Raw genomic sequence first — 12,165 nt, forward strand, 5'->3', positions numbered from 1 at the left:
CCCATCGGCCGGGCGCTTCACCGTGCCTCACAGCTTGACAAATGGACATGAGTGGAAGGGGTCGGCCGAGACCGAGGCTCGGCCGCAGGGGAAAGCTTTCCCCCAAACACTGCCTATGACCGAACGCGGTGTCCCCTACAGCTTTAGCGGGCCGCAATCGGCAAAGCCCTGGGGCCTTTGGGTCAGCGCCAGGACCTCGGCCAGCCTGTGGCGTCGGCAGCTGAACATGGGCGCGCCATTGAACTGCAGCCAGGCGCCATCCTGGCGCTCCAACCAGCCTTGCGCGAACACCTCCCCTGCCAGGAAGCCGGCATTGCTGGCGTTGATCCATTCGGCGCAGTCCGCCGTGGGCCAAAGCGCGACGTGGACCGAGAGTTCATCCCAGCCCGCGTTGTCGACCCAAGCGACCGCCGGAATGCCGTCGAGGTCGAACTCGAACCGCACGCCTTCAGACGTTTGGCGGTCCTTGCCATTCGGCCAGCGATTGTCGCCTGCGACCACCGTGAACAAGCGTCGCGCGATGCCGGCGTTGATCGCGCCGACCATGACGTTGCGCCAGGCCCTGGCCCGCTTCGAGGTGTACGCCAGTTCTGAGCCGCTGGCGGCCAAGGTGCGGACCACCCCGTCGTCGGTGGGGTAGCGGATGAAGTCGAACCATCCCGCCGCTTCGGCGAGATTGCTGTTGATCCCCTCCAACTGATCCAGCCGAACGGTGAATGCCTCATCGTCGAGCAACAGATAGTCGGGATCCTGCGGATCCTGCTGCTGGAGCGCAGCCCGCAGCGCCGCATGAGTGGCGTAGCCGCAGGCCGCCGCCAAGGCTTCGGAGAGATGGGCGGATCGGGAGTCGGGGCACGCTTGAACCAGGGCGCGCTTGGCGTTCAGCAGACTGGGTTCGGTAAAGGCAATAGCGGTCATGTTCGTCCTTCATGAAGTCGATGTCTGCCGATTGCGCACCGACCAGGATGAAGGCCGATTGGGTCTGGAGTAGATGTCCACTTTGACCCGGCAGCAGGTCAGGCGAGACGGCCTAGGACGGGAAGATTGATCCCCTCACCGCGGCCATGCAAGCGCGATAAGTGATTATCCACTGGGTGTTTGACGTGGCTTAGGAGCCTACGGCGTTCGCGATCTGCCAGGGACTGAAGGTCATCAACGTGATGACTTCAAAAACGCCGTAGAAGGTGTGGGCGATCGTGATCGACGCCTTTGTCCCGGCAGGCGCCATCATCTCGTGACCGTAGATGACCTCGTCGACCTTATCGGATTGGAAACGTTCGACCTTGTCCTCGTAGCGCTGGAAGAACGATGAAAAACTCGAGCGCATTTGACGCGCCATCTGGTTGTCCGCGCCGTCCGCGCTGACGAGACTTGGATAGGCGTGGCGAAGGCGATGCATGCCAGGGTCGAACTGCGTTCGGAAACGGTCGAAATAGATCGCGCAGGATAGCGCGTCGAAGAAGGCGTCAAACCGCGCCACGTCGACCGGATACATCGCGCCGGCGCCGATGTCTGGCGCGTCGGCCCTGAACTGACCGGCAAAGGACTTCGACGTCGTGATCTGCGGCATGATGGAGCGCATGAACACCTGAGCGGCGAGGTTCTGTCCTCGCGCCGCATGAAGGCAGATGTGGCCGAGGAGGTACTGGTCGTCACCAGACTTCTCCGTGTTGTGCAGATCGCAGGACCGCACCGTCTTCAGCTGCAGGTTCGCAGCCCGGGGGAAGAATGCCTTAGGCGGAAAGTGCTCCCGCGACGTCCCCGGCGCCCCGCAACGGTAACAACGCCCTTTTGCCATGCTTCAGATCCTGGTGACGGGCGGTCAGACGCAAAGGATCGGACGATCAATTGAGCAGCGGGCGCAGCCAAGTGGAATGTGCATCTCGACGTTATCTCTCGGAGCCCGGGCATCGCAAAGGCGCGACTCTAGAGTGACGCCGCCTGCGCCTGGATCCGCGTCAAGACGTCCTCAAGGGCCGGCTGTTCGCGGTAGTACAACCCCGCGGTCCGCCGATAGGCCTCCGCATACAGTGCTCGCGTCTCGGGATCGGACAGCTGGAACGCCGGGTTCTTGGTCAGGTCCGGCTCCTCGCTGCGAAACCGCGCCGCCTTGTGCGCGTGATAGGCTTCGGTCCCGACAAAGGCCTGCACGCCCTCATCCCCCAGCAGGCAATAGACGTCGTAGTAGTGACGCAGGAAGTTCTGCGGCATCGACCCCTCCGCCTGCTGGCGGCGGTACTTGGTCGAGATGGTCTGCAGCTTCTCGACGAGGGTGTAGCCCGGCTCGTAGCAGGCGACGCCAAGCGCCCGATTGTCGGTTAGGTCCTCCAGGCCGCTCGCCAGCGCGCGGTCATAGGCCCAGGAGGTGATGTCGCGGGGCTGGTTCGGCTGCACCTGGTCGAAACCGGCCTCCAGCAGCACTCCCGTCTTCACACCCTCGGGCAAGACGTTGACGGCGGGATAGACCAGCCGGATGCCGGCGCTGCGGAACCGCTCGTCGTCAAAAGCCGTGTCGCGCTCGACGGCCACGAACCCCGGAACGGCGATCTGCTCGGAAAGCCCGTCGAAATAGGCCTTCCGTGCCGCGACGTGCGCCTTGCTGTCCTGGTTGCGGCCGACGGGCACAGGGCCCTTCGGCTCGATGAGGATGTCGATGTCCTCGGAGAACCGGTCGATCAGCTTCCAGCCCTTCGACAAAGACGTGCCGCCCTTGAGCTGAAATCCGAAGCCCTGCTGCTGCAGGCCCCAGAGGGCGTGCATGACCCAATAGTCCTTCTCCACCAGACCGGGATCGATCCTCTCCGCACGCGCTGTCGCCGCAATCAGGTCGGGGAAGTTGTCCCGGTCATGCAGCAGGCTCATGCCGCCGCTCGATCCCCGCCCGCGAGTATCGGCGACAAGAGATTGCGAACCCGAGCGGAGTCGAAGTCGTCGACTGCCTTCGCTAGGCGCTTGGAATCCAGGGTCCGCGCCTGCTCCAGGGCGCGCCGGCGGACTATTCCCGGCTCCTCAGCCAGACGGTCGGCATTGTGCAATAGGTCGACCAGCAGGAACTCCCGGCTGAGCCGCGACGGAAATGAGGACCGTAGCCGGAAGTCGTAGGGCCGGCCGTCCAGCTCGAAGCGCCCGTGGCGCTTTCGGTTATAGACCACCGGCACATTGTAGAGCTGCGTAGTCCCGACCCCGAGGCCATTGTAGGCGTTAGGCGAGACCATCAGGAACCGATCATCGCCCAAGAAGGCGGCCACCAAGTCTTCCTGGTCCGCCCCGGCCGGGCCAAACCGGGTTTGACGCGGAACCATGTAGAGACCGCCCGACACCTTCTCGAGCCGACCCTCCTCGACCAACTGCCGTAGGTGCCGATCCACGGCGGTCGACCAGCGCGCCAGGTCCTTGCGCCGATACACCTGGCCCGGCCGGAGATGTTTCTTGAGCTCGCTGAGCGCCGTCATCGTCAAAGTCCTTCCTCGCAAAGTTAGGAAGCTCTGACTGACTATGCAAGTTTTCTCATTTAAATTTCATGCACAATGGTGAGACGGAACGACCCAATTTCGCGGCCAACCTCCCTCCTATTGAAGGCGAACCACCCGCCGGAAATGCGTGTCGCGTTCGTCCGCCAGTTGCAGGTTGGTCGGATGTCCTCGCTCCGGCGCCACCGTATCAATTGTGACCTCGCTCACCGCGACGAAGTCCTGAGCCCGCTGCGGTTCGTCCGACGGGATCACCACGACCATGTCGGGCGGGAGGGCTTGGAACTGGCGGATCAACTCAGAAACGGTCATGGGTGCTCACAGTGATCGGCCAGTTTCGACCGGCTCTTAGATCGAAGCCCGCCGTAGACCCAGCCCGCTTAGGGCTGCGAAACAAACTTGGGCCCAAGTCCGTATGATGAATGGGCCGGGCTCGTTCCTAGTTTTGTGCTGGAGGCTCCGGTGGACCGTAGTCATACCATTCCGCCGGCCGTGTAAGCGCGACTTCGCAGCGCTTTGAAAAGGCCCTGACCTTCGTTTCAAGCGCCTGAATCCGTTCTGCCGTGTTACGGAAATCTTGGGCCGTATAACGCATCAGCGGCTCGTCTCTTCCACGGCGCAGGAGCAGGTCATCGGGGTGAGCGCTATGAATACCCCATCGTCCATGCACGATCGTTGCGCGCTCACCTGCCCTGCGACGGATGTCTCGCACGAGAACGTCAAATTCCGATGCTAGGGCACCACCACCGCGAAGACGGATCTTCGCACGGATCATGGATACGCGGGCTCGAAGGCTCTCCACCGCGTCGATGACGGCGCCATGGCTGGCATCCACGCTAAAGACCGTGGTCTCCTCGTACCTGTCGTCGGCTGGATATCGTACGACGTCGGCGTTGGCCATTTCGAAGAGATCGGCCAAGGCATATTCAAGGCTCGACCATTGAGCGGCGACCAATCCTATTCCGATCAAGCAATCAGGCCGCTTGGCAAGTTCCATCAGGCCCCAGGACGAGCCATTGACGTCGGTGGGTTGAGGCATGTCGTTTGTCCGCCTGTTTGGACTTAGCCGCGGGATGGTACGAGGGCTGCTTCAAAACCTGACGTTGGGTCCAGACAAGATCGTCTCAATCACCCTGAGCTTAGAGCAGTGCTGATCGCCCGAGCTATTCGCTCACGATCCGCAGCGCCGCATTGTAGGCCGCTGCCAGCGTGGCCACGGGCGTGAACGGGCGGCCTTCGGCATCTACCAATTCGTCCCCGGCGTCCCTTAGGCGCGCCTCTACCAAATCTATGACTTGTTGCTGGGTCAGAGGCTTACCTCGGTTGAAGACCTGCCGATCGCCGACAAATGGGATCTCATTCCGCATCTCGTCCACGAAGTCGGCGATCTCCGTCTCCAGGTGATGCTGAGGGAATACGCCGATGCCGGCCGCTTCCGGTCTGTCGTGCTGGGTCCTGACCATGACAAAGCGCGAGGAGACCGGTGCGTCCTTCTCGTCGAATGAGAGAAGCAATCCATTGTAGCGGTCGCGAGCGCTGGTCGGCATTGGGAGTGTCATGACCTTGAGGCCAGGTCCGTCGGTCATCTGACCCACGAATGAAAGCGTGGCTCCGAAAGGCAACACGATGCCGATGGTCCGCCGCAGGCGAACCTGGCGCGGCACCTTGGCCGTATGAATGAAGATGCAGGCTTCACGGTCGTCAGACGGTGGGCGAAGTTCAAGGAAAGACTTGAGAATACGGCCGGGCTTGGTGTCGTATCGGTAGATCAGGTACTGTAGCGGGCGATCAGCAGGATCATCCTCGGGGAAGAACCTCTGCCGTACCTGGCTGAAATCCGCCTTCATGAGCGCTGCAAGCGCGCGGACAAAGACCGCGGGATCGCCCGGCTCCTGCGCGGCCCGCGGCCTGCGCCGGTCGTCACGCGCTAAGGCGTTCGTCAAACGCTGGTATTCATTGTGGAGCGCCAGAAGGGCCGTGCGGGCGGAATTATTGAACGGTCGATTTTCTTCAAGTCGATAGAGCGCCTCGAGCGCCTGCATGAGACCGAGAAGTCGATCCCGATTTTGCGGACGTTGCGTGACACCGCCGATTAGGCGGCGCAATCCCGTAGCGTCGGGAAGGGCGGCCTCCGGAACCAGATTGGCCAAGTAAGTGGCGAGGACTTCGGGTGAGGTGCCGAATGTCCTTTTAACATCAAGCAGGGCATCGACGACCACGCGGACCCGCTGGCGGTCCCAGAACGCAGAATGTCTCGGTACGCGCGCCATGCGTGCAGCTCGCCCCCCAGCAATTTCTGCGGGTTCCGCCATGGCGGACAAAGCTGAGCCTGTCAATGATCGGCAAGGTAGCCGACCGGCGGACGTCCCGGAAACGCCCGCCGACGGCCTTTCAATCAACCGGGAAGTGGCGGCGACCATTGCGGCCCCTCGAGAGCGGTCACGGCGGCCGGAAGGGGGCCGCTGACAGCCGCCGCAGGCCCGAACGTCTTGATGCTATCGTCCTCCAAATGCCCCCAGGCGTCGCCGGTGAATGCCAAGGGGCCTGAGCTGCCGCACGTCAGCAACCTTTGCCCCCAAACTGTTGCCGGGCGAACCAGGCTCTGCCCCGCTATCCGTGAGGCCAGAACCCATTCCATGGCGGCCAACGCCATCGGCGCGAAGTCGAAGGACCGTGTTTCTCGGCCAAGGCAGGAGCCCAAGTTCAGCGGGGCTCCGGTGACCAAACGCTGCCGGGAAGGACCGACGCCGTCTGCGCGCGTGTGGCAAACGTGGTCGAAGGCATGCGCAGGGCCGGCCAAGGTCCAATCGCAGGTCTCGGCAAGCGTGGAGCATCGCAGGTGTTCGCCCAACAGCAGATGCCGAACAAGTAGGGCAGCGACGTTGAGGCCCTTGAAGCGCATGGCGACGAAGACCTTGGCGACGCCGACCCCGGCCCAGCCGTCGTGTGGCGCCAAACCGCGGCCGGCGGAGCCGACGTGCAAATGGCGATTGTGGGCGAAGAGTTGGACCAGGAAGACGGGCCCGCCCAGGTCCAGTCCGCAGGTTTCAGCCCCGGCGTCGTCGAACGTCGGGCCGTCTGGCAAGACGGACCAGGCGGTGAAGATTGCCGCCCGCGCTTCGCCGAAGCGCGTGGAACCGCTGATCCGCTTTCCCACGCCTGTCCACATGCCGTGCTCGAACGGCGGTTCAACGCACCCCCGAGCGGCAACATCCGGCCGCTGCGCGACGGTCCGGCGCCCAGAACGCGGCTTGGCCAGGTTGTCGCCCGCCCGGTCCCCGGACGCGATGGCGTGCTCAACGCTCGAGCCCGCGCGGGTGGCGGCCACGTCAGCGGGCGGGGGCGGCGCGCTGATCGCCGAGGCGTCGAGGGCCATTCGTTCGGCCCGCTCGGCAATCAGTCGGCGCAAGCGCCGGCGCTCGGCGGTGATCCGGGCGACGTCGAGCGACGCCGGCGCCTTGGCGACCATGGGATCGACATGCAGGCCGGTGGGGGCGCCCTCGTCATTGGCGGCGAAGATACCGCCGCCGCCACCACCGCCGCCGCCATTGCCCGTGGCGCGCGAACCGCCGGTTGGCGGAACGATCGGGACCACCTGACAGGACGTCACCCGACGGATCATGCCGTCGAGTTCTACAAAAAAGAAAACCGCGACCGGGGCGCCGGTGCGGGGATGACGAACTCGAGTTTCGAAGGCCGCCAGCGGCAGGCGACGCGGGATCACATAAGGTGCGTCGGCTGGGATTTCGCCTTGCGCGACGAGACGCATCGTCCCGAGGAGGTCGTTCAGGTCGTGGATGGCCAGCACCTGCTCGACGCTGCGATCGACCGCTACAGTCGGCAGCGGCCGCGCGAGATGGGGCGCGAGGCCCATGCGGGGCACATAGCAGACACACTGTCCAAGAACGTCCGAATGATAGACGTAGGAAACCGCAGGTGCATTTCCGACGAGCGGCGGTTTCGGCGACCGTACGAAGGCCAGCGTTTCCGGGGTGGGGTGGGGCTCGTCTTGCATAGCGACCTCCAAGCTTGGCCGTGTCGATCAGTGGGAGAAGTTGGCGTAGAAGTTCGGGGCAGCGTAGTGCTCGAGCGCCTGGCCGAAGACGACGCGCAGACTGCGCTCTCCGGCCGTCAGGCAGGGGTCGGCGGCGAATTGCGCCATGGCATCCCGCACGAGGTCGAAGTGGTCGGTGGGCAGCACATACATGCGCTTCTGCAGCTCATCGAAGGCGGCAAGGGTGCGGCCGACCTCGGACCAGACCCGGTGGTTGGCTGCCGGGCGGACGAAGCCAACCGACTCTATGCTGCGCCATGAGGCGATGTTGTCTTCCGCCACTGCGGCAAAGATCAGGAATTCGGGGTCGTCGAGGGCCTGGATGCGTTGCTCGACCAAACGGATCACAGCGGTCCGCATGATCAGCTTTTGGAGTCCGAAGCCTTGGAATGCAGGCGCCACGCTGATCGCGCCGATCTCGTAGACTTGCCCGTTGCGCCAATCGAATACGCCGCCCTGGGCGCAGATGTGCTGGCCTTCGTCGTCGATGGTGGCGGTGGACTGCAGTCGGAAGGCCAGGGAGTCCTCGATGGCGCCGCCGAAGACGTCGTCGGGCCGCGGCTTGAGATTTCCCGAGGGGTATCGGTCGAGGAAGCCCTTCAGACGGCGCAGTTCGGCTTCGGGCTGCTCGGGATCGGCGATGGTCAGCCATATCCTCTCTCGCTGTCGGCCTGTGCCCGGCATTGTCATGGCCCGTCCCCTTCCTAGCCTGCCCTCCCCCGAGGCTTTTTCCGGCGGTCGGCCGCCGTCCCGTATCTCTGATGTAGACCGCAGCGATACAACATGCAACAAATTTGCGTGTCGTTAACTTTATCGATTCACGATTCCCAAAGCTCGCGTCGTCAAACTGGTTCGGCGCTCAACCCCTGTAGAGGAAGCCACACATGACCCAAGCTCTCGGAGGCCGCCGCCCCCAAGGCCGCTCGCCTGGCGCAAGAACAACCTTGCGCTGTGTCACAACCTCCCTATAAGGGGCCGCTTGTTGCGTGATGCACAGCAGTTGCGTGACAATGGCTAGACACTATCTATGCACTGTCTATGCACTCGGCGCCCTGGCGCCCCCTGCAGTTCCCTTAGGAGGTTACCGTGACCCTTGCCCTACTGCGAACGTCAGGCATGATCCGGGCGGCGATGTTCTATGCATTTGCACAGGAACTCCGCCGGCTCGAAGGCACTGACGTCGCGCCAAGCTCGTTCGCTCAGGTTCTGAAGGAAGCGATCGACGACTACGGCGTCGAACCATCGTCGATCAGCAGCACCTTTCGCGTGACCCGACCCACCGTCTCCCGCTGGAAGAGCGGCGAAGCGACGCCCGGAATATATCTTCGTCGCGAGGTCATCGGTTGGATTGCTGCGCGCGTCGAGGAGTTTGCGACCGCCGGCGAGCCCGATCGCCGCACCAATGTCATCCATCTGTTCCGGGTGGCCGACGCGATGGATCCTGTCTGATCTGCAACCAACGGCTCCCGAGGGAATCCCTCTCGGGAGCCATTGGCTTTCGCCAGCACACACCGCGGCGCCCATCGATGTGCTCCTAACCGGGTCCGTCCAGGCGCATCCACCGGCCCGATCCGTCCTGAGCGGCGACCTGAAAGGCTAGGTGATCGGCACGGTTTCCACGGCGAGGCGCACCGAACCCCAGTTGTTTCAATAGAAGCCGGCCGGATCGTTGCAGAACACGAACAGGCGCCCCGCCTGGATCATCGGGAGCTCGCAGGCCGATCCCATCGCGAAGGTCGCCCGCGCACCGCCTTCCTCACCACGTTTCCGGGGCGATCTGGTCGCGGTACTCGATCGGCGGCACGACGCGTGAACAACGGCCGCTGAGCTTGGTCCACAATCCGACCGACCGTCGAGACGCCGATCGCATGGGGGTCTGGGACGGGAATTCGTGACCGTCCCGAACGGAGAGGCCTGGGAGGCGATGGACATTCTGGCTGTCCTCGCCGTCCCACCTGCCGCGGCGTGACTCGAAGGTGTCATCCGAGATGCGGCCACTATACCGGGCCGCAGCGCTAGGCGGCGATCCGGGCGGCGTCGCGCAGAAAGAACGCCCAGCCAAAGCGACCCTTCAGGCTCTGCGCCTTCCGCACATCGTCGAGACCGATGGCGAGGCCCAGGGCGGGAATGTTGCCAAGGGCGTTTTTCGTGATGGCAGCCAGAATATTGGGCCTGGCTTCGTCAGCGAGCTCGCCCAGGGCGTCCACATACAGGCGGCCGAGATCGGCCAAGGAATTGCTGGCGACCAACTCTGCGTGCTTGGCGCGGAAGGCGGCCAGGAATGGTGAGCATCGAAGGTCCAAGATCTCGGGCCAGCCCAAGGCCCCGACATCGGGCGCCGGCGCATCGAACCCCGTCCACTCCTCTTCGCGGTATGTCCTGGGATCGCGATGGACCGAGGCGAGGATACTGGCGCCGTGCTCGCCGCCCAGGAGCGTCGCCCCTCCGAAGAACCCCTGCCAGTAGTGGAGGTCAGCGAGCACGAAGCTGGCCATGCGGAACTGCTCGAAGGCCACGGCCTGCGGCTTTCCACCGCCAACATCCCAAGTGGTCATGACGCTCTTCGCGGCCGCCTCGAGTTCCGGCTCCTGGTCCCATGACAGCTTCCGCTTATCGCGAACGGCGTCGGCAATTTCGGGAGCGACGTCAGTGACGGGCCGCCAGAGTTCGAGCAAGCGTCGCTCAGATTTGGCGTCGAGCTGCTCTTCACCATCGTCGTGCAGCAGGGTCCCGTCACCTCTGAGATGGATCAGCGAAGTGAAATAGATGCGATCGAACAAGAGCGTCGCGAGCTTCAAGCGGGCCGCCGGCATCGCCTCCAGCGACCATTGGGCCGTCCAGGAGAAGTAGGCCTGGTTCAATTGCGCCTCATCCCAAATCCACCTGAGCGTCGCCACTCGGGCTAGTCTGCGAGACCCTATAGCTCAACACTCGCAAACTCGGTGACGAACCTTACTCCGCCGCCATCCAACCTGCGTCCAGCGCCCTGCCCGCCATCCACGCATCCAGGTCGGCTTGCGCGTAGACCACGCGCTTACCGATCTTCCGACTGACCGGCCCTGTCCCGGCCCAGCGGTAGGTGTGCAGCGTCGGCACTGACAAACCCACATAAGCCGCGGCCGCCTCAGTGGGCAGCCAGCGGGTCTGACTGACGCGTCCCAGCAGCGACTGGGCCCGCGCGCTCTCGCCGGCATCGGCGGCCAGCGAAGGCGCGCTCGGCCCCGGTTCAAACGCCACGAGCTCATCGCCTAGAAGCCGCGACATCTCCGCCGAAATCCTGGCGGCCGCATCCTTCACTGGATGTTCGGCCAAGTGGGCGTAACGGTGGGTGGTCTTGGCGCTGCGATGTCCCAGCAACGCGCCGATCACCAGCAGACTGTCGCCGGTCGCCGCGCCGAGGCTCGCGAAAGCATGGCGCAAGTCGTGGATGCGCACGTCGTCCAGTCCCGCGGCAGCGCGGATCCGCTCCCAAGGCCGCTGCAGGTTGACGAAGTGCCCCGTGCCCCATTCTCCGGGCAGGACGTATTCAATGTTGCTGCCCTCCGGGCAGATGCCGTCGATCACCTTGAGCGCCGGCGCCCCGATGTGGACGATCTTGTGCCCGGTCTTGCTATCCGGAAGCCTGAAGCATCGGTGATGCCGGTCGACGAAGCCGGGCTTCAAGGTGAGCACCTCGTTCTTGCGGCAGCCGGTGAGGACCAGGAGGCGGATCGCCGCGATGGCGGACGGCGACTCTACGCCGACCGCCTCGGCCGCCGCCAGCGCCTCGCCCAGGCGAGCGATCTCGGCCGGCGACAGGAAGCGCTCCAGCTTCTTCTCCGGGAAGCGCCGGACCCGGAAGGCCGGGTTGTCGGGGCGGACGCCACGAGCGACGGCGAAGCCCATGGCCGCCGACAGGGTCACCACCGCGGAGTTGGCGGCGCCCTTCCCGCCCCGCACTATCGACAGGCCGCGCTTTTTGGCGGTCTTGGCGGTGCGCCGGGTCTTGCCGGCCGCCACGTCGGCCAGCAACTGGTCGACATCCTGGCGGGTGACCAGGCTGGCGCGCTTGGCGCCCAGGAGCGGCTTGATGTGATTGTCGATGTCCGAGCGGGCGGAATCGATCGAGGTCTGCTTGCGGGTCGCCAGGCCCTCGGCGAGGTACTGGTCGCAGAGTTGGGCCACGGTCACCTCCTTGCGGGAGCCCAGCTTGGAGTCCTGGGGGTCCTCGCCACCAGCCACTTGGCCTTGGAGCACCCGGGCGCGGTCGCGCGCGGTCTCGACCGTCCAGGGCGAGCCGTGGGCGCCGATCTGGTACTGCCGCGCGCGCCCGGCGAAGCGGTATTGCAGGATGTAGCCGCGGTGGCCGCCGGGGCGGACGCGGACGCCGAAACCCACGACCTCGCTGTCCCAGAGGAACTGATCCTTGGGCCCTGGTTCGACGGCTTCGACGATCTTCCGGGTGAGTTTCTGACGCTTGTCCGACATGACGCTGACCTCGCGTCCGGCGCCGCTTACCCGTCTTCGCTGGTAAGCGCATGGTAAGCGCCAGGACGAAAATTACAGCGTACAGGCTCGCACAGTCGGCGACTTAAGTCAATGTTTTTGCTACGTAAATCGTGTAATAGCGTACAATCGGAAAAGGCCTGGACGGGCTTGGTA

Annotated in this window: 12 protein-coding genes; 1 reads left to right on the forward strand and 11 read right to left on the reverse strand. The window is 64.3% G+C overall.

Annotated elements, in window-relative coordinates:
- Positions 1-135: 135 nt before the first annotated feature.
- From ACESMY_RS12895 to ACESMY_RS12935, 9 genes are all read right to left on the reverse strand, one after another.
- Positions 136-918, reverse strand: a complete 783-nt coding sequence (locus ACESMY_RS12895) for a hypothetical protein (RefSeq protein ID WP_372784998.1) — start codon at positions 916-918, stop codon at positions 136-138.
- A gap of 190 nt (positions 919-1,108) precedes the next feature.
- Positions 1,109-1,798 carry a hypothetical protein gene (locus ACESMY_RS12900; RefSeq protein WP_372784999.1) on the reverse strand — a complete coding sequence of 230 codons (690 nt, stop codon included), beginning with the start codon at positions 1,796-1,798 and terminating at the stop codon, positions 1,109-1,111.
- Positions 1,799-1,926: 128 nt separating this feature from the next.
- The gene (locus tag ACESMY_RS12905) at positions 1,927-2,862 is read right to left on the reverse strand and encodes a nucleotidyl transferase AbiEii/AbiGii toxin family protein (RefSeq protein WP_372785000.1); all 936 of its coding nucleotides are present in this window, start codon (positions 2,860-2,862) and stop codon (positions 1,927-1,929) included.
- On the reverse strand, positions 2,859-3,452 hold the full coding sequence (locus ACESMY_RS12910; RefSeq protein WP_372785001.1) for a hypothetical protein: 594 nt from the start codon (positions 3,450-3,452) through the stop codon (positions 2,859-2,861). Before ACESMY_RS12910 ends, ACESMY_RS12905 begins: the two co-directional genes overlap by 4 nt.
- A gap of 117 nt (positions 3,453-3,569) precedes the next feature.
- Entirely contained in the window at positions 3,570-3,782 is a 213-nt protein-coding gene (locus ACESMY_RS12915) for a hypothetical protein (protein WP_372785002.1), read from the reverse strand.
- 127 nt (positions 3,783-3,909) lie between these two features.
- On the reverse strand, positions 3,910-4,509 hold the full coding sequence (locus tag ACESMY_RS12920) for a hypothetical protein (protein ID WP_372785003.1): 600 nt from the start codon (positions 4,507-4,509) through the stop codon (positions 3,910-3,912).
- A gap of 124 nt (positions 4,510-4,633) precedes the next feature.
- Positions 4,634-5,740 (reverse strand): hypothetical protein, encoded by a 1,107-nt coding sequence (locus ACESMY_RS12925; protein WP_372785004.1) that lies wholly within the window; start codon positions 5,738-5,740, stop codon positions 4,634-4,636.
- Between the two features lie 125 nt (positions 5,741-5,865).
- Entirely contained in the window at positions 5,866-7,485 is a 1,620-nt protein-coding gene (locus ACESMY_RS12930) for a hypothetical protein (RefSeq protein ID WP_372785005.1), read from the reverse strand.
- 27 nt (positions 7,486-7,512) lie between these two features.
- Entirely contained in the window at positions 7,513-8,214 is a 702-nt protein-coding gene (locus ACESMY_RS12935) for a GNAT family N-acetyltransferase (RefSeq protein WP_372785006.1), read from the reverse strand.
- 396 nt (positions 8,215-8,610) lie between these two features.
- On the opposite strand from ACESMY_RS12935, the gene ACESMY_RS12940 reads away from it, so the two are divergent.
- Positions 8,611-8,973, forward strand: a complete 363-nt coding sequence (locus tag ACESMY_RS12940) for a hypothetical protein (protein ID WP_372785007.1) — start codon at positions 8,611-8,613, stop codon at positions 8,971-8,973.
- Between the two features lie 566 nt (positions 8,974-9,539).
- Here the strand turns inward: ACESMY_RS12940 and ACESMY_RS12945 are convergent.
- On the reverse strand, positions 9,540-10,385 hold the full coding sequence (locus tag ACESMY_RS12945) for a hypothetical protein (protein ID WP_372785008.1): 846 nt from the start codon (positions 10,383-10,385) through the stop codon (positions 9,540-9,542).
- A gap of 91 nt (positions 10,386-10,476) precedes the next feature.
- Entirely contained in the window at positions 10,477-11,991 is a 1,515-nt protein-coding gene (locus ACESMY_RS12950) for a tyrosine-type recombinase/integrase (RefSeq protein WP_372785009.1), read from the reverse strand.
- Positions 11,992-12,165 lie beyond the last annotated feature (174 nt).

This window comes from Phenylobacterium sp., assembly GCF_041691455.1.
In the GTDB taxonomy this organism is placed as follows: domain Bacteria; phylum Pseudomonadota; class Alphaproteobacteria; order Caulobacterales; family Caulobacteraceae; genus Phenylobacterium.